The sequence below is a fragment of the Flavobacterium sp. genome, assembly GCF_027531705.1.
Lineage (GTDB): Bacteria > Bacteroidota > Bacteroidia > Flavobacteriales > Flavobacteriaceae > Flavobacterium.
Genome location: NZ_JAPZSP010000018.1, coordinates 208,500 through 229,253 on the forward strand (window position 1 = coordinate 208,500; position 20,754 = coordinate 229,253).

Consider the following 20,754-nt stretch of genomic DNA (forward strand, 5'->3'; position numbering starts at 1 on the left):
ACGGTTATTTTAAAAGATTATTCCACAACTTTTTTACAGAATTCCAGTCGAAAGATTCAACTTTTGTTCTAGCGTTATAGGCGATTTTGGATGCAATTTCAGGGTTTTTAATTATATATTTTATAGAATTTGCCATTGCAGTGCTATCGCAATCTGTCACTAATAAACTATCAACTTTATCATCTAATAAATAAGGAATTCCACCAACATTTGTTGAAATTACTGGTAATCCCATAGCCATTGCTTCCATTACGCTTATTGGAGTATTGTCGATATTAGTTGTGTTTATGAAGATATCGTAGTTATGTGATAGTTCTAACCATTTTTCTTTGGACAATCTACCAGTAAAATTTACATTTAGCTCTAACTCTTCAGCATATTTTTTTGTGGTTTCCAAAGAGCCGTCTTTATCTGGTCCGACCATACATAAAGTTGCATTTGGATAATCAGATTTAATAAAATTAAAAACATCAATTGCCATTTTGGGATTATAAATAGATGCAAAAGCTCTAACCCATAAAATTTTGGGTTCAAAAGAATTTCTTTCTTTAAATTTATAATTGGCAATTTCAAGAACATTTGGAATATAAATTGTATTATCAAAACCATATTCTAAGAAAACACTTTGAAGGTATTTTGATGGCGCGACATTTGAGTAGGAATTTGCAAAAATCATTTTACTTAAGGCAGTATTATTTTTAAGCCGATTGGGTAAATTTCCACCATGTAGAATTGGGATGTATTTTGTTTTGAAAACTCTTGCTATTTGGCTACAAAAAAAAACATACCAAAAACTTGAAGTACTATAGGTGTCAATGATTATATAATCAACTTTTCTAGCATTAACCAACGTAGATAAAAACATACTTACTAATCTGATAAATTGATTTTTCTTATCAGAAGTATAAACCATAGAAAATCCTTCATCTTCAAAAGATTTTCCTAAAGTTTCAATTGTTGTTACATTGAAACCGTGCTTAGAGAGTTTGTTCCCTATGTATAGGAGTTTTGGTTTCATCTGCAATAGTAACTTTTAATAATGATAAAGCGTAAATAAAAGCTGGCGCGGCTAATCGCATGGCAGCGTGATTGATAGTTAAAAGCCAAAATAAATAAAATGAAAGAAGAAATATATTTTGCTTGTTATTCATGTAAAAAATGAGTGGTGTAACAAGTAACAATATTAACATTATAATACCCACTATTCCGTGTTCAGCCGGAACTCTTGAGAGTTCATTATGAGAAGATGCTTCAATTCCAATATTTTCTAATCTAACTTCTTTTGCTCTACCAACACCAACTCCTAAGAAAGGATTCTGAAGAAACATATCAATTTCTGACTCAAACAACACTTCTCTTCCACCTAGCCTATCCTCTTTTACCCTTCCACGTGCATCTTGATTAGAATATCTTTTTTCAATTAATCCATTTGTTTGCGAAGAACTGTAAGTCCATACACCTAGACCGATAATAAAACCAAATAATAAAAGAAAAACGACCTTTACTCTAGTTATTTTATTAACTCTATTAAATATAACAACTAACATAATCAAAATCATTACTAATGCTGTAAAAATACCGCCTCTCGAAAAAGTGATTATACCTCTAAAAGCAATAAAAACAAGGATTAAGAGATTAGTTATTAATAGAAGTGTATTTTTTGACTTAAATAAAATAAGCACAAAGAAAGTAAAAATCCCTAAACCTAAAATGGTTGAAACTTGGTTAGGCCCAAAACCTCCAGAAGCTTCAAAATTAGATCCAGTGCTCGTTACAATGTTTTTTATACTTGGAGTATATAGATACAAATATACAACTGTAGAGACTATTGGATAGGAAACAGTTCTTACAACATCAAATACTCTTTCAAGAGAAATTTTCATATCAATACAATAAACCGATGCAAAAGCTAGGCAAATTGGTCCAGAAATATTGAATGCTATTGCTAAACGAGCATCTGTATTCTCAGCAAAATTGGTATAAGCTAATAAAACCCCAGGCATCAATAAAAAGAAATAAATAATATAAATTATTGATCTGTTTGATACTCTGTGATACAAAATTCCAATAGAAGAAAACAATATAATTGAGTACTTACCAAACTCAAAAACAGAACCTTCAGTCATTCTTAATAATATTTCTGCACCAGTTATATAAGAACAGATTATCAATACTTCATTGTTTTTATCTTTAGTCGTAAAAACATGAAATAATCCTATAGCAATTATTAAAAGGCTATAAATTTTTGCAGTAAAAGGAAACTGAAAAATAACAAATCCAATTAATACATGAATAATTAGAAGCAAAAAATAATAATCCTTATTTATGGTTTTCATTTTTTTATCCAATTAATATATTTTTCAATAGTTGTTGTTGCAGAAAATAGTTGATTGTAAGTTTTAAATAAATTATTTCCTAATTTTTGTCTTAAATCTAAATCATTGGATAATGTTAGCAAAGCACTTTTGAACTGTAATTCATCATTAACATCTATAAGCAGTCCATTTTCTTGGTGCGTAATTATATTTGGTATTTGCCCTACTTTAGTAGATATAACAGCTTTTTTAGAAGCTGCATACTCTATCAAAGAAACTGGCAATCCTTCATAATAAGAAGCTATAACAGCTATTTCTGATTGTTTTAATACATTCAAAACATCTTGACAAATATTATAAAAAAAAACATTTTGTTGCAAATTATTAATTTTTACAAAATCTAATAATTGATTTGAATACTCATCATCATGCATTTTTCCAACAAAATGTAATGTCCAATCTTGTCTATAAATTTTACTTTCAAAAAATGATTTTAATAAAAAAAAATGATTCTTAGGGTTTCTTAAATTAGCAATACAAATAATTCGCTTACCGTCAATTCCTTTAAGTAAAGTTTTGTTGGCAGAATTGCTATCAAAAATAAAGTTTGGAAAAAAAACAACATCTTTTGTCATTAATTTCTTTTTGGACCATTGCTTTAATTCTTCACTAACAGTGATTACCTTATTAAAAAAAACAGAAAAAATAATTAAGTAAATATTTGATTTACTTTTTAACCTATTCCCATTATGATCATGCCATATAATTTTAATATTTTGACAAACTAATTTTAGTAACACTGCTAGAAAAAATGAACTACTATGAGCATGAATCCAATCAATTTTATTTTTCTTTACATAATTTCTCAGAAGCATTAGTGCCTTAAAATCGAAAACATTTTTTTTGTTTAAAAACAAATAATCAACATTTTTTTCAAGCTGTTTTTTTAAATCACCTTCTTTTCTTGTAACTACTAAAGATGAAATTTCAATTTTTTTAGCTAAAATATTGGCATAATTGACCGCCATGCGCTCAGCACCACCAACTTCTAAAGAATCTACCAATTGAATTATTTTCATGGCTGTAAAAGTAACTTAATTTCTTCTTCAAATCTATCGATAGTATAGTTTTGCGACCATTCAAGAGCTTTTCTTACTTTAGCATTATAGTTAGTATCGTTGTTAATTAATTTTTCAATTGAATCTACATCTTTATCTATATTCATTTCTAACAGCAATCCTCTTTCACCATCATTCAACATATTCGGCACACAAGATATTTTTGTAGCAATTGGCAAACATCCCATGAACATTGCTTCTGCTACAGCTTTTGGCCAGCCTTCACTTTTAGAAGGCAATATCATAAAATGAGCTTTTTGATATTCTTTCTTTATAATTTCGGCAGTTTGATTTCCTTTTAGAAAAATATTTTTCTCTAAGTTATTTGACTTTAAATAACTGGTTAATTTGTCTCTTTCCATTCCTTCACCATACAACTCTAAAGTAGCTTTATATCCAAGACACAGTATCTTTTCGACAATTTGAATTGCATAAAATGGTCTTTTACCCGCAGATAAAGTTCCAACAAATAAAAACTTAATTCCATCAGAAAATGATTTTGACATAAACTCAATTTTATCAGATTCAAAATAGGTAGCTGTGAAAAACGGTTTTATGTTTTTTGAATAATTTTTAGGCGTTCCATATACTAGAACATTCATATTTTTGGTCAAAAAAGTATTCTCAAGAATTGTTTTTTGAAGTTTATAACTAAAAGGTTGTTTATCTTGAGAAATCCAATTACCAGCATATTTGGCTGTTTTCTTTTTATGGGGAAATAATATTTGAACAAAACAACCCAATAATCCAATGTTTCCAGGGCATCTCAAATGAATATGATCAGCACTTTTCATTGCTTTATAAATAATAACTATGTTTTTTAACGAATACCAAATAGAGTGAATAGCATTTTGAAAAGATTTTATATTGAATTCAAATAACTCAATTGGTTTTTCAAAATTAAAAGGCACTTGAGAAACTAAAAGTTTTTTTTCGTCTTTCCATATCGGGCAACAAAATTGAATAGAATCGGAATATTTAGCCCAAATTGACATTTCTTTAATGTAAGGATCATATGCCTTCCATTTCGAATCTGAAATAATTAATGGTGCTGCAGAAATAACTAATAACTTCATTTATCCTCTTTATATATATCCTTCCGAACCTTTGTTTGAAACCTTTTTTGCTGGCACTCCCAACATTACAGAACAATCCTCAACATCTGAATTAACAAGAGAACATGCGCCAATTAGAACATTATTTCCAACTTTGATTTTTCCAACTATAACAGAATTTGCACCAATATAAACATTATCACCAATAACCGGTGTTCCTCTATTTTCATTTACACCAGAAACTCCAAAAGTGACTCCTTGAGCAATATTACAATTGTTTCCAATTATTGTATTTGAATTAATTATGATTCCTCCAAAATGTCCTATGTAAAAAGAATGACCAATCTTGACTGATGCTGGTATTGAAATTCCAGTTGTGATTTCAATTATTTTTTGGCCAAAAACACATAATAGTTGAAGAAACTGTTTTACAATAGGCACTTTTAAAGTAGAGATAAAATGTGCTATTCTGTAATGAAAAACAGCCCAAAACCCTTGAGTTAAAAAAAATGTTGAGAAAAAGTTATTTCCGTATTTTATATATTTTTTATAATCACTTTGGATAAGTCTAAAAGTATTCATTTTTTTTCTTTTGGCTTTATAACAAATAGCAATAACCAAGCAATAAATCTGCCCGTACTTTCGGTCAAAGCTGACTTTTTTTCTGAAGTAGTAAAGATATTAAAAAAACGAATAAAAATTAGTAGTAAAGTAATTGCATGCCATTTTAGTTTTGCCTTAAACGAAGGATTAGGATACTTCACACGCCATACATACCATCCGTTTCGCACCACCATTTTACCATATTTAAACTGATTTGGCCTTCCTGATGGAGCATGATAATGCCAAACTTTAGCATTTGTATTCACTAATAAGTCACCAAAATGAGAAGCTCGAACACAAAAATCAAAATCTTCATACAAACCATAACCTTCAAAAAAAGTTGAAAAGGTAATTGAATTGAAAATATCTTTTTTATAAGTAGCTATTCCACCCATAAAATGGTCAACTTTATAGGTTTTACCATTTGGTGGCAATGCACTCCGTCCATGCGAGAATTCAGGAATTAAATCAGGCTGAAGACTAGACATTAATCCCATTTTTTTTCTTATTTTATTTCTAGCAGATTCTTTACAAACCCATCCGTCGAATATAAAATAATCAGCTTCATTATATTTTTTATCTTCTTCAATTTCGAAATAGATATTTTCCTTTAAATCAATTCCACCGACACCTATGGCATTTTTGTTATCTTGAAATGATTTACTAATCTCTTCAAAATAATTTGGTTCTAAAATAATATCATCATCTAAAAAAGAAATGATTTCAATGTCCTCACTAACTTTAGAAACACCAAAATTTCGTTGTTTTGTAAGTCCTCTTTGCTCTTTTTCGATCAAAAAATATTTTATTGATAGATTATAATTACTATCATTTAGTATCTTTTTAGTTTCATCATTAATCGACCCGTCAACTATGATAATTTCGTTTGGTTTTTTAGTCTGCGTAACAATAGAATCCAAAAGCGTTACTAAAGGCTTTGGACGCATATATGTACAAATGACAAGAGAAAGATTCATTAAACGGTTAACTTTTTATAAAATTCGATATTTCTTTTTGCTATAACTAAATTACTAAAATTTTGCTCAGCTTTCATTCTTGCATTTAATCCCATTTTTGCCTGCAACTCTTTATTTTCTAATAGATTTATGATTTTTTGTGCAAAAACAAAATGATCTATTGGACTTACTAAAACACCATTAAGATTATTATCAATCATCTCATTTGCCCAACCTATATTAGAAGCAACTATTGGTTTTTGCATAGCCATAGCTTCAAGCCATGAAACTGGAAAAGCCTCTGCAAAAGAAGGAAAAACACAAACAGCCGATTTTTCTATCTCTTCATTAATGTTATCGTAAGAAATGCTTCCTTTATACTCAACATTCTTTTTTGCCTTTTCAGAAAATAATGACTGTACTAATTCCCATGTAGAATTTGATCCAGTAATAATGTCAGATGTATCTCTTCCAATAATTACCAATTTAACCTCTTGATTTGATTCGACTACTTTATTGAAAATTAGCGGCAACTCAAGAACACCTTTTTTTCTAATAATTGTTCCGAAATATAAAATAATATTTTCAGATTTTATGCTTTTGGAAACAAATTTATCAACATTAATCCCATTTGGTATAACCACATATTTACGTTCTATGCCAAATAATTTGTTGCTCATTTTTCCAACAAAATCACTTACTGCAACAATAGCAGTTGCATTTTTATAGGCCCTTTTTTCTTGAAACTTATTCCACCATTTCACAGGTCTTTTGTCAAGATGACAAAAATAAGTATCCGAACCATGAAGCTTCATTACCAAAGGACATTTTACATTTATAAATGAACTTATACCTGTCCAATCTGGTACTTCAACTAGATCAATTTTATTTTCGTCTACTAAAACATTGATTGTTTTTTCTATTTTTTTGGCAGTCAGCCACCAAGACAATCCCTTGAATTTAACATTTTTTATTTTCTTGATGACAATTCCATTATCAGTAAACTGTTCATCCTTATCTTGACCATAAACTAGCACCATCACTTTACAATCAAGTTTTACTAGAGTTTCAGCAAGATTTTTTATACTAGTTCCAATACCTCCAGACGAATTAGTTTTTGGATGAGGATATTCTGAAGTCAAAAAAGCTATCTTCATCTAATTAAATCTTTAATAGTTGAAACAATTCGTTTAGAAGAGTCTTCAATAGGATGCGTGTTAATAACATTAAACCATTCATAGGCATTTTTAATAACATTCAAATTTTCCTCAAATCCTTTCAACAATTTTTGTTCGAGTTCATCACTAGAATTTAACCAAATAACACTGTCTTTATCTGGCATTGAACCAAAATGAATAAAGTCATAAAGTTTAGTTATATAATGTTCTTTATCTATTTTATCCTGCAATTCATAATTTAGGTAAAAACAAGGTTTGTTATAAGTTATGTAGTCAAAGACCATTGACGAACCAACATTGACTACATATTCGGTGTAGTAAATTGTATTTACTAATAATTCCAAATCTTCTTTTTGAGGGAAAACAGTATCCCACATTTCGGATATTTTTTTCCATTTTGGTTCTATTGGAATTATTATATCTTTATAATCATTTAAAACTGAATCATATCTATCGGAAAAATCTACTGGACACTTTCTAAAAATTACACCAATATTATTTCCGAGATTGTTAAGATTTTTTATATTTTTTGCAATATCTCTCAAATATAGCTGATCATTTGGAGAAGTGGTACTATCATCACCTGAAAAACAAATGTATTTTTTGGAAACATCTAAATTATAATTTCTAAAAAAAACTTCTTTTTCAATTATCAAATTTGAGTCAGTATGTTTTTCAAACTGAGGTGTTCCAGTTATTTTGATTTGATTTTCTTTGATGAATGGATAATATTTTTTTAACTCATTAAACATGTGCTTACTCCAAACAAAATAATAATCAGTTTCTAATAACAATGTTGCTTTTGGAAGATTGTCCCATGAATAAATGAAACAAGCAGTTGGAATACCAAGCTTTTGTGCTGCCAATATTGGAGCTATTGCAATAACTGGTCTCTGATTTGTACAAAATACAAAATCTGGATTACTACTTTTTAATGTTGCAATGCAGTCTTTATAGTAATCAGTCTTAGTTTCTAATGCTTTAATTATTTTTCTTATAATTTTTAATCCTTTTTCAGAATTGAATAAGAAAATTAGAAGTTTACTAAATAAACTTTTAAGGAAAGACTTTAAAGAATTTTTAGGAAATGGAAACTTGTATTTTTGATAGACCTTGTTAGAATCGTTTTTGGTATTTAAGTTTAGTTCGATATGTGTTTTGGCATTTTTAAAAAAATCAGTAAAAACATTTATCTTCTTATTTTTAATTTTTATTTCTTCACATCCAATTTCATCAAGATTAAAATTAGTTGCGTTCCAATAAATAATATGAAATTCTTCCGAACCTAATTCGTGAAACTTTGAGTAAACAAAATTCCTCAATCCAACGCCATCTGGTAACAGTACTAAAACTTTTTTCTTCATTTTATTCTTGGTAAATACTTTCTTTATCTTCTAAATTTTTAAAAAAAAGTTCTTTCATCTCTATTAATTCAGAATACGGTTTGTCCCACCATTTTAAATTTTCAATTTCAGAAATAACAGATTCAGAAAATCGCATTTTTATTTTTTTTGCAGGAACGCCAGCTACGATTGAATAATTTTCAACATCTTTTGTTACTACAGAGCCAGCTGCAATAATTGCTCCATTTCCAATTTTTATATTTCCAAGAAGTATGGCTCCATGACCAATCCAAACATCGTTACCTATTATAATTTTGTTATGTTGCACATTTTTTTTTAGTTCTCCTTCAAATAAATTGTGATTGATATAAGTAGTTAAAAAACTAGTTGGATGATTAGAAGCATGAATAGCAATATCAGCACCTAACTGGCAATATTTCCCAATTATAACTTCTCCACTTATAATATTATTAACTCCAAGAGTAGTTGCATAACCTATCGAAATAGCATCTGAAAGAAACTGACATCTTTCTGGTATTAGATTTTTTCCTTCATATTTAACCTTCCAATAACCTGCAGACTTATTGGATACTACGCAACCTCTTTGGGCAATTTCTTTTAAAAACTGCCTTCTTTTATATTCAATCCATTTCACATAAAGGAATTTCTTTATCATTTAGTGTCGATTTTTTTTATAAATTTTTGTAGTTGTTGTATGCTAACATATTCATTCAAATAACTTGGCACTTGGTTAACTAGTTTACTTTCTTTCCAATTATTCCACAAATTTACGAGAATATTATATATTTTTTCAATATTATCAATTTCTGACAAATATGGATATTGAGGTGTTAGCAACCTTGCAATTTCCGAATTTGGCGAAGTAAGTGCTAGTATATTTTTATTTGCATCTAAATAGTCAATAAATTTACCTGGAAGAAAAGGACTATCATTAGAAACTGTTTCCAAAACCAACAAGACATCCGATTTAGAAAAAATCTCTTTACTTTTTTTATAACTAATTCGTTTGTTTACAATTACAATATTTGAACAATTATCTATATACTTTTTATTCAAGTGATTTTCTTCAACTATTCTTCCGAATATATTTAGAAATGCTTTTTCCTTTCTTTCAATATCTTCATCAATAAATTTTGTAAATGCTTTTATTAAAAACTCTGGATTTCTATGACCTAACAAAGAACCTCCATGAACAATATTAAAAGAATCTGGCTTTAGATTGACAGAATCATCCTCGATTAATGATGGTAATCCAACTAACTTAGCATTAATATGAGGAATAATTATTGTTTTATTTATAAGCTGAGAATGGAAATTTGACATCCATTCATATAATCTTTGTGACGGAAAACTAACAAAGGTAGCTTTGGTAATAATTTTATCCGTTTTTTTTGACTTAATCTTATTAGCTACATTATTGTTTTTGGTATATGGAAAAGGGTATTGATTATCTGGATATGGATCATGAAAATTCACCAATATTGGTACGTTAAAATTTATTTTCAAAATGGAAAAATAATTAAGCATTGAATTTCCTGCTCCTAAAAAAATTACACATTTATAATCCTGATTGTTTACTAAATATTTTATTTTTTTGGTCCATGCTTTAATTTTCAATAAATCTGAGTAACCAAAACCTGTAATCTTGGCAAAAACTGAATTCATTTTTGGAACTACATCAACCAATTTGCTAGTAAGTGTATCTTTTTTTATCGGGTGAATAGAATACGAAGTAAGATTTTCTTGATTTTGAAACCATGACAAATCATCAGATTCGGAAAAATCATAAACCAAATCTATTTTTTGATTTAACTGCAACAACCCATCAATAAAATTTGAATTACAAATACCTGCAGAAGTCGAATTGACCCTTATATCCTCAGCAATTACTAATATTTTCATTTCTACCAATTTTGCTTCCAGTTTACATTGCTTTTTATTACAACTGATTTATTACTTGCAATTATTGAATTTTCTTCACTAAAAACACCACTTACAGTACTTCCTAAACCAACTAAGTTATTTGAAGCAATCTTTACTCCCGGAGAAAATTTAACTCCAGAACCCACATATACATCATTACCTATAACTATTGAAAGATCTTCATTTAGCTTTGTTTTTAATGAACCGTGTGTCCAAAATTGGCTGTTTCTACCAGCAATCCAAGTACTGTCTCCAATTTTTATTGGATTCCATAAATCAAAAAAATGATGGTCAATAATCCTAGAATCTTTGCCTAAATAGAAATTAGATAATCCTGTAATTATATTATGAGAAAAAATTTTACTGTTCTTTCCAATACTAAATTCATTGCAAGAAATTACATTTTTACTACCAATTATTACATTGTCTTCTAGTATTAATTTGTTACAATTTATATAACTTTTTCCAATTTTTACATTTTTCCCAATTTGGTATCCAAACATTTTTTTATAACAAAAAACCCTTAGAGAGCTTGTGGGCAAACACATAACAATTCTAGACACTATTTTTTTTAACTTCATATTATCCTTTTTAGAAAATCAATTATTTTCTCACTAGAATTGCCATCTCCATACGGATTACTTTTGCTAGAAAATGTATTGTAATATTCTTTATTGAGTAATAATTTTTGAGCCTCACTAATTATTTTTTCAGAATCAGTTCCAACTAGTTTTACAGTACCTGCTTCTACAGCTTCGGGTCTTTCTGTTGTGTCACGAACAACTAAAACAGGCTTTCCTAATGATGGAGCTTCCTCTTGTACTCCACCTGAATCAGTTATTATTATTTTAGCATTATTTAGAGCATAAACAAAATTTGGATAGTTAAGCGGCTCCATAAGTAGAATATTTTTATTTTTTCCTAATATTCTGGTTACTGGTTCTTGTACATTGGGGTTTAAATGAACAGGAATGACAATTTTCACATCATTATTTAAAGCTAAAGTATTTAAAGCATTGCAAATGTTTTCAAAGCCAGCACCAAAATTTTCTCTTCTATGAATGGTTGTTAAAATAACATTTTTGTTGTTTAAAAATATTTTTTGCAAATCTTCATTAATTAAACTTTCATTATCTTTAATTTTTTGCAAAGCTAAAAACAGAGCATCAATGACGGTGTTTCCGGTTACTACTACATTATCTTTAGAAATATTTTCTTTGTAAAGATTTTCAGCTGCCCAACTAGTTGGAGCAAAATGATAGTCAGCAATTTTACCTGTTAATTGCCTATTAATTTCTTCAGGAAATGGAGCATTTTTATTGTATGTTCTTAATCCAGCTTCGACATGAGCCACTTTTATGCTTTTATGAAAAGATGCCAAAGCTACCATACTTGATGTTGTTGTGTCACCATGAACAATAACCAAATCAGGAGTTTCTTTAGTTAAAACCTTGTCGATTTCAAAAATTATTTTGGAACTAAGTTGATTTAATGTTTGATTTTCTTTCATTAAATCCAAGTCATAATCTGGATGAATTTCAAAAAAGTCGAGAACTTGATCAAGCATTTTACGATGTTGAGCTGTTATACAAATTTTAACATCGAAATTAGTTTTTTTCAAAGCAACACATAAAGGAGCCATCTTTATAGCTTCGGGTCTAGTACCAAAACACAGTAGGATTTTCATGCAACGATTTTTTTCTTAATACGGTAAAGATATAATCTTAAAGGTAAAAAGACATAAAATATTTTTAATCTAATTTGATTTACAAAAGATAACTTAGCGGTCTCTAATATCTTTTCAAATAATTTATATTCTTTATATTCTAAAGAAATCTGAATAAAATATCTTAATAGGCTATTTGTTATCAAACTTTTTTGTTGCAAATTTTGAATTACCAATAATATAGCATCGACATTTGATTTAGTTCTTTTAGTATCTAATCTAAAATATTGACCTGTCATTGAATCACTATGTCTACGGGCAAAAAATAAAGTTTTATCAATAGAAATACCTCTTATTCCAGTAGATAAAATTCTTGAATATAATTCCCATTCTTCAGCATGTAATAAATACTCCGTGTATTTGTTATCTTTAAAACACTCTTTTTTCCATAAAACTTGACAAGAGTTAAAAGGCAATTCTTGATTCAAGAGTTTAAAAACATCATGTTTATCAATAAAAAAACTGGTGTAATTTTTTGAAAAATCAAAATCGTAATTAAAATTATCATAAAAACCTTCTCTAATATATCTACAAAAAGAAACATCATTTTTAGACAATTCCAAAACAGTTATCTCTAAGTTTTGTGGATGCACAATATCATCATCATCAAAAAAGATGATATACTCACCTTTTGCTAAATCTAATCCGTAATTTCTACAGCCAGGCAAACCTTTTTTATAAGAATCCTTACGTTTTACAAACTGAAATCGAGTATCTTTTTCTAGTAGCAGAGCAATAACATCTTTAGTATTATCAGTTCCTCCATCGTCGATAATGATACATTCCCAATTCTCATACGTTTGATTTTGTATAGAAACAAGTGTTTCTTTAATATAACGGGCTCTATTGTAGGTAGCCATTATGATAGTTACTGTGGGGTTTATAATCATTTTAAAGCGTGTGTTTTTTAAATTTTAAAATTGGTTTTTCTATAACAATCCATGAAAAATAGCTAAGAATAATAATAAAAGCTGTTTGCAATAAAAACTCGATATATGAAAATTCAGTATTTGAATTCAAGATTGAAAAAACATTTAGTTTTGATAGTATAAAATTCCAATATTTTGGAACAATATTGTGATACAAATAAACACCATAACTAATGATACCTACAAAATTCAAAAATTTATTATTAAATATTTTATTTACCACAAAAGAATTTGGTTTTAAGTAACATAAAGCAATAATATGTATGGCTAAGACTGAAATAGCCAACCTCTCTGGGAAAAACGGAATCGAACTGTACAAGTTATGTACAATTAACAAAATCAAAATTGGAATACTTAAAAAGAATGTCCATTTGTAAAAGCCAGAAACATAATTTTTTTTATACACTTCTAGGTAAGCAAATAAGCCTCCAATTCCAAATGCGTTAATACAACTTAAGGTCAGAATGCCACTTTTACCATCCATAAAAAAAGGATATAAAGTTCCTGAAATGATTAAGATTATTAAAAAAATAAAAATCTTTCTTCTGAAAACAAAAACCAACAAAAGTGGAAATAGGATATAAAATTGTTCCTCAACTGACAAAGACCACAAATGACCTAGAGAACCAAACCATTTATTCTGATTATAATTTAGATAATTTGCTCCGTAAAAAAGGTACCACAATATATTTTCTCTAAAATCATTACCAATAATTCCTTTTGTTAAAAACAAAAACAATAATAGTAAATAGTAGATAGGAAATATTCTTAAAGACCTATTTATGAAAAAGTTCTTTAATATTTTTACTTTTTGAGCGAAAATCATTTCCTTTGAGTTTAATTGAAAAAAGAGCCCTCTTGAAATCAAAAAACCACTTAATACAAAAAAAACATCTACACCATACGCTCCTAATGGGAATGATTGTAAAATATGATTTTCTGGAAATCTATGGGATATAATGACCAAAAAAACTGCTAATGCTCTTATACCATTTAATCCAATTATATAGTTTTTCATTAAAGTTTTGTAATGGATATAGTTTTATTTTAAATTATAATAAGCTTTAATTTATCAAAAAAGTGATTTTATAAAACGTACAGGTTTTAAAATCATGTTACCCAATTTATAATCTATTTTTTTTAATATTTTTAATCTATTTTTCTCTTGCAGACTAGATAATTCTAATAATTTAGCAACAAAATTATCAAAATCTGCTATATAAATTTCTTTATGTTTTAAATAAATATAATTCAGTAAGGTATATCTATTATTGTTTGCTTTACTTGTTGTTGAATCATCTCTTTTTCTGTAACTATACAAAATTTCTGGAATGACATAACACTTTCCTCCATTTTTCAAAAGTCGAATAAAAAATTCCCAATCTTCAAATCCTTTTCTCATACTTTCATCATAACCACCAATTTTTTGCCAATCCTCCTTTACAAATAAGGATGTTCCTAGAGCATCATTAGCATACATAAAATTTGAAATTGTTCCACCTTTTGGCTTATAAATTTCTACAGAACCGTCAATATGTAATAAATTAGCTTCACAGGTTACTAATTGTACATCTTTATTTTCTAAAAAAAAAGCAATGGCTTTTTCACAAAATGTAGGTTCAAAAAAATCATCACTATCTAAAACTAAAATATAGTTTCCTTTCGCTTCATTAATCCCAACATTTCTTGCTTTACTTTGACCTTGATTTTCTTGAGTTATTAATTTTGCGATTTTAGGTTCTAGCTTTTTTAAAACAGCTTTAGTTTTTATGTTAGAACCATCGTCAACAACTATTATTTCTTTATTATGATATGTTTGATCTAAAGCAGATTGTACTGACTGCTCAATATATTGAGCATCATTGTAACAAGGAATGATTATAGATATTAAAGGGTTCTCATTCATGTTTAGAATATTTTGTAATTATTTTTTCCAGTTTCTCAACATATCCGGGTAAATCATATTCTTTAATTCGTTCCAAATTTTTATTTCCTTCCTGAATTCTTAAATCATCAGACTCAATTAGTAGGGAAAGTTTATTGTAAATAATGTCAACATCGTTTTTTACCAAAAAAGGAGATTCTCTAAGCAATCCTATACAACCAGGATGGTCAGATGCAACAACCGGCATACCATAGAGCATATATTCCATTACCGAATTTGGAGTACCTTCAATCATTGATACTAATACACCAATATCTAGAATATTTAATACATCAGTAACATCAACATTGCTTAATAGTGTTGTATTATCAATAATACTATTTTCTTTGATTAATTTTTGCAAACTTAAAAACTTATCATTGCATGCGTCACTATTTTTTCTATTTCCTAAAATTACTAAATGAATATTAGGAAAACTTTTTATTAATTTTGCAAAAACGGTAATTAATAATTCTTGATATTTATCAACTCTAAAATGAGCAATCATGCCAATAACTATTTTATTTTCATCAATATTAAATTGTTTTTTGAGTAGTGTTTTGTCTTTTAGAACTTTATTCAAAGTTATATATTGTGGAAGTAAATTAAGCTTATATTCTGGCAAAACATAATCTTTCTTAAATATATCAAAACAATTAGAAGCATTTCCTATAACACATGGGATATTATAAGCTGCATGCTTTTCAAAATAATCATAGACTAAAACATCTAATCCGAGTTGATGCCAAAAAGTAAATTTAACAGTTGGCAAAAGTTTATATATGTAATAAGAGATTTTGGATGTATTGTTTAAATATGGTATTAATATATCATATTTATTGGGCTTCAACTTTTTTCTTAATTGATACAAATATTCAATTGACCATTTTAATCTTTTAACATTTTTTATTGTAAATTCAGAATTAAAAAATAAATAAGGATTTTCTACATATATCAAATTTGATATCCCACATTCTTTCATAAAATCATCAAACTCAACAGTTGTATCTTTTGAAAATGTCAATAACAAATCAACATAACATTTTTTTTCGGTAGTTAAATATTTTGCAAGACCAAGTGCTTGCCTCTCAGCTCCGCCTAAAGCTCCTTCGTGTAAAACTATTAAAACTCTTTTTTCTTGTAATTTCATTCAGACCTTCGATTTACTTAGATATTTTATTTTTTCTTTTATTTTCAATCGCAATACAAATAATTTCTCATTAACAGGAAGTAATTTGAATATTTGAATTCTATCTTTTTGATTTATATTTTTTTTTTGATTTGTAAAAAAAACATTGAAAACTAAATTTCTAATAATTTTATTAGATGTTTTCTCAAAAAAATAATCGTTAAATAATTTTATTTTTTTATTTTTGATAGACAATTCATTAAACCATTTTAAGAGTAATTCAAATTCATTTTTATTAAAGTAGTTGTTTGAATAAAGAATTTTTATTAAAATTGAATCTTTATAAATTGTTTCATCATACATTAATTTTTTATATAAATTCATTCTGATTTTTATATCACCTTTTATTTGAATGTCTTTATATTTGGTTGAAACTTGATTATCATGAATCCTATATAATAACAATGGTTTTGGAATATTATAAAATTTACCTTCAAAACATAATTTTGTCCAATAATCATAATCTTCTACAGCAATCATTGATTGGTCAAATTCAAATTTCTCTAATGATTTATTTCTAATCATAACAGTGGGATGAATAATTGAATTAGTCAATAAAAAATCTGTAACGATTTCATCATGTTTTTCTTTAACTTTCATTACACTATCAAATCCAATAACTTTTGCCCAACTACCACAAAGTATATATTGAGAATTATCTTCTAAAAAAGATATTTGCTCTTCAAAACGATTTGGATAACAAATATCATCTCCATCCATTCTTGCAATATATTTTCCTTGCGCAATTTTAAAACCAAAATTTAAGCTATCAATTAACCCTTTATTCTTCTCTTTTCTTATTATTTTTATTCGACTATCTTTGATTGCTTCAATTATTGAAATAGTATTATCTGTAGAGCAGTCATCTATTACTAGTATTTCATAATCTTGAATAGTTTGTTTTAAAATAGAATCTATAGCTTCATTAATATAACTAGCAACATTATATACTGGAAGAATTACTGAAATTAATGGCGTTGAATTATTCATGAATTTTCAGAAATTATAGAATTACATAATTCTTTTAGATTTTGTCTATAAACACTATTATTCAATTCTTTTTCATAAAATTTTGATAGATGCTCTCTATTCTTAATTTTATATTCTTTAGAAAAATCAGAAGAATTCAATATAAATTCTTTGAAATTATCATAAGTAACATCGACAATTCCTGGTCTATTTTTAAAAAAATTATGTCCTTCAGTTGTTGTCATTATCAGTGGTGTACCAATTGAAACTGTTTCAACAACGTTTAAATCAAAATAACTATTTTTGTTTAATGACAAAACAAAATCGACCGAGTTTATCCAATCAAAAGGCGTTTCAGTACTACCCAAATCAAAAATATTATCATGAATAATTTTTGTGCCTTTTCCTGCAATAAAAAGATTGATGTCTTTTCTTGAGTCTGAAATTTCTTTAAAAGCATTTATTAAAAAATCAAAACCCTTAACTTCATTTCTTCTACCAATAAAAAGAATATTTATAGAATTTTGACTTAGTGGATATTCAACTAAATTCTTTATTGGTTTTATTCCCGTTATTAATGTTTTTATTTTACTATCCTTTTGAATTAAAGCCTGATAAATTGGTAAACACTCTAACGTTGGTAAAACTATATAGTTTGCTCTTTTAAATGCTTCTTTTTCTATTACTTGTATCTTTTTATATTTATCTAAAGATATTCCTTCATTTAAAGCTTCGACCGAAGGCAATTCGGGTGTATGACTTTGTAGAATTACTATTTGATCTTTACTCAAAAGATGCAACACATTATATAATGAGAAAATCTCATGAAAATAAAGATACTTATATTCTTGAATATCTTTTTTTATAAAAGTGTTCGAAACAATAGCATGAGGAAATTTGTTCTTATCGGTATTTACAAAAAATCTATCATAATGCAACTTTACTCTTTTAAAAAAAGATATTTTTTTGAGTAAAGGAACGTTATTGAGTAGTTCAACATTTTCAGGATAATTATCTTGTATACATTTATTATAATAACCTACAGGTCCACCTGCATTTTGGACAATTGGGTAATTACAAAAAAATAAAACTTTGTTGCTAATCATTCTTGAAAATCTGAAAATTTGTATTGGACTTTTTTATTAATGTTTTCTATAAAATAGTTTGCATAATCTATAGCTTCTTTAATTACTTTATCCATATCCAAATACCGATAGGTTGCAAGTCTTCCAACAAATGATACATTTTCATCATCGATATAGACTTGCTTTTTATATAATTCAAGAATTTCTATGTCTTTTTCCAATCGTTTTGGGTAGTAGGGTTCGTCGTTTCTGGTTGTTTCTTTACTATACTCTGTTAGTATTACAGAATTTTCATGATTTTCCCATGGTGAGAAATGTTTATGTTCATGAACCCTTGTGTAAGAAACTTTTTCATCACAATAATTTATTACGGCATTTCCTTGATAATCACCTTTATAGGTTTTTTCTTCAAAAAAAACTGTTCTATATCCCAACATTCCAAATTTATAATCATAATATTTATCTAAAGCTCCTGTATAAAAAACATGCTCAAAATTTGAATTCATTTTTTTATTGTACTCAGTGCTTAATTGAACTTGAATATTTTTATGATTTAATATTTCTTCAATAACTTTTGTATAACCTTCTTTTGGAATACCTTGAAAAAAAGAATTATAATAATTATCATCATAATTAAATCGAATTGGTATTCGCTTTAAAATGGAAGCAGGTAATTCTTTTGGTTCACATCCCCATTGTTTTTTTGTATAACCATAAAAGAAATTTTTATATAAATCTTCACCCAAAAACATTAATGCTTGTTCTTCAAAGTTTTTAGGGTTTTCAATTTTTATGCTCAATTCATTTAAAAATTCAACAATAGTAGAAGGTGTAAGCTTTTTATTAAAAAATTGATTTATTGTAAGCAAATTCATTGGCATAGAAAAAATACCTTTTGGAGTATTTGCTATTACTTTGTTTTTATAAGGCATGAATTCTCCAAAATTATTTACATATTCCCAAATAGATTTATCATTTGTATTAAATATGTGAGGTCCATATTTATGAACCATAACTCCATTTTCATGTCTTTCAGTGTAACAATTTCCAGCAATATGATTTCTTTTATCTATACATACTACTTTAAAACCATTTTCAGCTAACTTTCGAGAAATAACTGATCCGCTAAAACCTGATCCAACAACTAAAATTGCTTTACTGTCCATTGTTCATTATTAATTATTAGTCCCTTTATTCCTTCTCCATTTTGTTCAAATATAGTTGAGCCAATAATGTCGAAAGAAATATATTCATCACATTGATCAAAGATTTGACCATTTTTCCACAAAGCAGCTTCGATATGATAATTTCCTCCTTTAAAAAGTTGTATTGGCAATTTTATTTTCAAATGGTAATTACCTTTCTCTTTAAATCCATTATTTTCAGAGTAAGGGAAAGAAATTAAATTATCATTCATATGATTGAGTAACGTACATCCAAATTTTAGTCCTACATTATCAGATACATTAATTTTGAAATTTAAAAAAGTTTCCTTCGCTTTGTATACACTGCTATCTATTATATTGCCCTCATTATCAGACAAAAATATTTCAGAAAAATAATTAATTTTATTAACTTTTTCTGTTTTATAAATTGAAGGCACAAGATTACTTTGTAAGTAATGTTTTAAACAATTATCAATTTTATCTGCAATCTCTACCAATCCATTGTTAAGTAAAATACCACTAGTACATAAGCCTTGCACTGCAGCCATATTGTGGCTTACAAAAAGCACTGTTCGACCTTCTCCTTTACTGATATCGCCCATTTTACCTAGGCATTTTTTCTGAAACTCGGCATCTCCAACAGCTAATACTTCGTCTACTATCAAAATTTCACTTTCAAGGTGAGCTGCTACTGCAAAAGCCAAACGAACATACATTCCTGAAGAATAGCGTTTTACTGGTGTATCAATGTATCTTTCAACACCCGAAAAATCTACTATTTCATCAAACTTACGTTTAATTTCGTTTTTTCTCATCCCTAGAATAGCACCGTTAAGAAAAATATTTTCTCTACCAGAGAGTTCAGGATGAAAGCCAGTTCCTACTTCTAGTAAACTTGCAATTCTGCCTTTAATCTTAATATTCCCTGTAGTTGGCGAAGTAACCCTACTAAGTAATTTCAATAAAGTACTTTTCCCTGCACCATTTCTGCCTATAATTCCAACTGCATCTCCTTGTTGAATATCAAAATTTATATCTTTTAAACTCCATACAATATCCGAGTCACCTTTGATAGTTCTGTCATTTGTTTGACCAATTTTTAAAAATGGGTCTTCTTTACCCATCACTTTAGTCACAAAAAAACGTTCAATATCTTTTGATATAGTTCCCGTTCCTATTTGTCCTAATTGATAGGCTTTTGAAAGATTTTCGACTTTTATTACAGTGCTCATTAGCTAAAATTAACTTTAGATA

Annotated in this window: 20 protein-coding genes; all 20 read right to left on the bottom strand. The window is 27.7% G+C overall.

Annotation, left to right across the window (positions count from 1 at the left end; all coding sequences use genetic code 11):
- Positions 1–4: 4 nt before the first annotated feature.
- On the bottom strand, positions 5–1,018 hold the full coding sequence (locus tag O9267_RS06720; RefSeq protein ID WP_298177422.1) for a glycosyltransferase family 4 protein: 1,014 nt from the start codon (positions 1,016–1,018) through the stop codon (positions 5–7).
- The gene (locus O9267_RS06725; RefSeq protein ID WP_298177425.1) at positions 978–2,336 is read right to left on the bottom strand and encodes an O-antigen ligase family protein; all 1,359 of its coding nucleotides are present in this window, start codon (positions 2,334–2,336) and stop codon (positions 978–980) included. Before O9267_RS06725 ends, O9267_RS06720 begins: the two co-directional genes overlap by 41 nt.
- Positions 2,333–3,394, bottom strand: coding sequence for a glycosyltransferase (locus tag O9267_RS06730; RefSeq protein WP_298177428.1), 1,062 nt, complete (start codon positions 3,392–3,394; stop codon positions 2,333–2,335). The genes O9267_RS06725 and O9267_RS06730 overlap by 4 nt, the downstream gene beginning before the upstream one ends.
- Complete coding sequence (locus O9267_RS06735) at positions 3,391–4,509, bottom strand: glycosyltransferase (RefSeq protein WP_298177430.1); 1,119 nt, start codon at positions 4,507–4,509, stop codon at positions 3,391–3,393. Before O9267_RS06735 ends, O9267_RS06730 begins: the two co-directional genes overlap by 4 nt.
- 9 nt (positions 4,510–4,518) lie before the next feature.
- Positions 4,519–5,070 carry a serine acetyltransferase gene (locus tag O9267_RS06740; protein WP_298177432.1) on the bottom strand — a complete coding sequence of 184 codons (552 nt, stop codon included), beginning with the start codon at positions 5,068–5,070 and terminating at the stop codon, positions 4,519–4,521.
- On the bottom strand, positions 5,067–6,068 hold the full coding sequence (locus tag O9267_RS06745; RefSeq protein WP_298177434.1) for a glycosyltransferase family 2 protein: 1,002 nt from the start codon (positions 6,066–6,068) through the stop codon (positions 5,067–5,069). Before O9267_RS06745 ends, O9267_RS06740 begins: the two co-directional genes overlap by 4 nt.
- A complete protein-coding gene (locus tag O9267_RS06750) occupies positions 6,068–7,204 on the bottom strand; it encodes a glycosyltransferase family 4 protein (RefSeq protein ID WP_298177437.1) in 1,137 nt (378 codons plus the stop codon). Before O9267_RS06750 ends, O9267_RS06745 begins: the two co-directional genes overlap by 1 nt.
- Positions 7,201–8,589, bottom strand: coding sequence for a UDP-glycosyltransferase (locus tag O9267_RS06755; RefSeq protein ID WP_298177439.1), 1,389 nt, complete (start codon positions 8,587–8,589; stop codon positions 7,201–7,203). The genes O9267_RS06750 and O9267_RS06755 overlap by 4 nt, the downstream gene beginning before the upstream one ends.
- 1 nt (position 8,590) lies before the next feature.
- Positions 8,591–9,244: a CatB-related O-acetyltransferase gene (locus O9267_RS06760; RefSeq protein WP_298177441.1), complete on the bottom strand. Its 654-nt coding sequence runs from the start codon at positions 9,242–9,244 to the stop codon at positions 8,591–8,593.
- Positions 9,241–10,491, bottom strand: coding sequence for a hypothetical protein (locus O9267_RS06765; RefSeq protein WP_298177443.1), 1,251 nt, complete (start codon positions 10,489–10,491; stop codon positions 9,241–9,243). The genes O9267_RS06760 and O9267_RS06765 overlap by 4 nt, the downstream gene beginning before the upstream one ends.
- Positions 10,492–10,493: 2 nt before the next feature.
- Complete coding sequence (locus O9267_RS06770; protein ID WP_298177445.1) at positions 10,494–11,015, bottom strand: hypothetical protein; 522 nt, start codon at positions 11,013–11,015, stop codon at positions 10,494–10,496.
- 74 nt (positions 11,016–11,089) lie between these two features.
- Positions 11,090–12,199 (bottom strand): UDP-N-acetylglucosamine 2-epimerase (non-hydrolyzing), encoded by a 1,110-nt coding sequence (gene wecB, locus O9267_RS06775; protein WP_298177447.1) that lies wholly within the window; start codon positions 12,197–12,199, stop codon positions 11,090–11,092.
- Positions 12,196–13,128, bottom strand: coding sequence for a glycosyltransferase family 2 protein (locus tag O9267_RS06780; RefSeq protein WP_298177449.1), 933 nt, complete (start codon positions 13,126–13,128; stop codon positions 12,196–12,198). Before O9267_RS06780 ends, wecB begins: the two co-directional genes overlap by 4 nt.
- Before the next feature lies 1 nt (position 13,129).
- On the bottom strand, positions 13,130–14,185 hold the full coding sequence (locus O9267_RS06785) for an acyltransferase (protein ID WP_298177451.1): 1,056 nt from the start codon (positions 14,183–14,185) through the stop codon (positions 13,130–13,132).
- A 54-nt stretch (positions 14,186–14,239) separates the two neighbouring features.
- Positions 14,240–15,073 (bottom strand): glycosyltransferase, encoded by an 834-nt coding sequence (locus O9267_RS06790; protein ID WP_298177453.1) that lies wholly within the window; start codon positions 15,071–15,073, stop codon positions 14,240–14,242.
- Complete coding sequence (locus tag O9267_RS06795; protein WP_298177455.1) at positions 15,066–16,241, bottom strand: glycosyltransferase family 4 protein; 1,176 nt, start codon at positions 16,239–16,241, stop codon at positions 15,066–15,068. The genes O9267_RS06790 and O9267_RS06795 overlap by 8 nt, the downstream gene beginning before the upstream one ends.
- Complete coding sequence (locus tag O9267_RS06800; RefSeq protein WP_298177457.1) at positions 16,242–17,270, bottom strand: glycosyltransferase family 2 protein; 1,029 nt, start codon at positions 17,268–17,270, stop codon at positions 16,242–16,244.
- Positions 17,267–18,355, bottom strand: coding sequence for a glycosyltransferase (locus O9267_RS06805; RefSeq protein WP_298177459.1), 1,089 nt, complete (start codon positions 18,353–18,355; stop codon positions 17,267–17,269). The genes O9267_RS06800 and O9267_RS06805 overlap by 4 nt, the downstream gene beginning before the upstream one ends.
- On the bottom strand, positions 18,352–19,500 hold the full coding sequence (glf, locus tag O9267_RS06810) for a UDP-galactopyranose mutase (protein ID WP_298177461.1): 1,149 nt from the start codon (positions 19,498–19,500) through the stop codon (positions 18,352–18,354). Before glf ends, O9267_RS06805 begins: the two co-directional genes overlap by 4 nt.
- Positions 19,479–20,732: an ABC transporter ATP-binding protein gene (locus O9267_RS06815; protein ID WP_298177462.1), complete on the bottom strand. Its 1,254-nt coding sequence runs from the start codon at positions 20,730–20,732 to the stop codon at positions 19,479–19,481. Before O9267_RS06815 ends, glf begins: the two co-directional genes overlap by 22 nt.
- Between the last annotated feature and the right edge of the window lie 22 nt (positions 20,733–20,754).

Coding starts and splice junctions, on each gene's coding strand:
- O9267_RS06760 (WP_298177441.1), bottom strand. CDS start 9,244: ATGATAAAGAAATTCCTTTATGTGAAATGGATTGAATATAAAAGAAGG.
- O9267_RS06720 (WP_298177422.1), bottom strand. CDS start 1,018: ATGAAACCAAAACTCCTATACATAGGGAACAAACTCTCTAAGCACGGT.
- O9267_RS06755 (WP_298177439.1), bottom strand. CDS start 8,589: ATGAAGAAAAAAGTTTTAGTACTGTTACCAGATGGCGTTGGATTGAGG.
- O9267_RS06805 (WP_298177459.1), bottom strand. CDS start 18,355: ATGATTAGCAACAAAGTTTTATTTTTTTGTAATTACCCAATTGTCCAA.
- O9267_RS06730 (WP_298177428.1), bottom strand. CDS start 3,394: ATGAAAATAATTCAATTGGTAGATTCTTTAGAAGTTGGTGGTGCTGAG.
- O9267_RS06740 (WP_298177432.1), bottom strand. CDS start 5,070: ATGAATACTTTTAGACTTATCCAAAGTGATTATAAAAAATATATAAAA.
- O9267_RS06765 (WP_298177443.1), bottom strand. CDS start 10,491: ATGAAAATATTAGTAATTGCTGAGGATATAAGGGTCAATTCGACTTCT.
- O9267_RS06735 (WP_298177430.1), bottom strand. CDS start 4,509: ATGAAGTTATTAGTTATTTCTGCAGCACCATTAATTATTTCAGATTCG.
- O9267_RS06780 (WP_298177449.1), bottom strand. CDS start 13,128: ATGATTATAAACCCCACAGTAACTATCATAATGGCTACCTACAATAGA.
- O9267_RS06795 (WP_298177455.1), bottom strand. CDS start 16,241: ATGAAATTACAAGAAAAAAGAGTTTTAATAGTTTTACACGAAGGAGCT.
- O9267_RS06745 (WP_298177434.1), bottom strand. CDS start 6,068: ATGAATCTTTCTCTTGTCATTTGTACATATATGCGTCCAAAGCCTTTA.
- O9267_RS06725 (WP_298177425.1), bottom strand. CDS start 2,336: ATGAAAACCATAAATAAGGATTATTATTTTTTGCTTCTAATTATTCAT.
- O9267_RS06750 (WP_298177437.1), bottom strand. CDS start 7,204: ATGAAGATAGCTTTTTTGACTTCAGAATATCCTCATCCAAAAACTAAT.
- wecB (WP_298177447.1), bottom strand. CDS start 12,199: ATGAAAATCCTACTGTGTTTTGGTACTAGACCCGAAGCTATAAAGATG.
- glf (WP_298177461.1), bottom strand. CDS start 19,500: ATGGACAGTAAAGCAATTTTAGTTGTTGGATCAGGTTTTAGCGGATCA.
- O9267_RS06800 (WP_298177457.1), bottom strand. CDS start 17,270: ATGAATAATTCAACGCCATTAATTTCAGTAATTCTTCCAGTATATAAT.
- O9267_RS06785 (WP_298177451.1), bottom strand. CDS start 14,185: ATGAAAAACTATATAATTGGATTAAATGGTATAAGAGCATTAGCAGTT.
- O9267_RS06790 (WP_298177453.1), bottom strand. CDS start 15,073: ATGAATGAGAACCCTTTAATATCTATAATCATTCCTTGTTACAATGAT.
- O9267_RS06770 (WP_298177445.1), bottom strand. CDS start 11,015: ATGTTTGGATACCAAATTGGGAAAAATGTAAAAATTGGAAAAAGTTAT.
- O9267_RS06815 (WP_298177462.1), bottom strand. CDS start 20,732: ATGAGCACTGTAATAAAAGTCGAAAATCTTTCAAAAGCCTATCAATTA.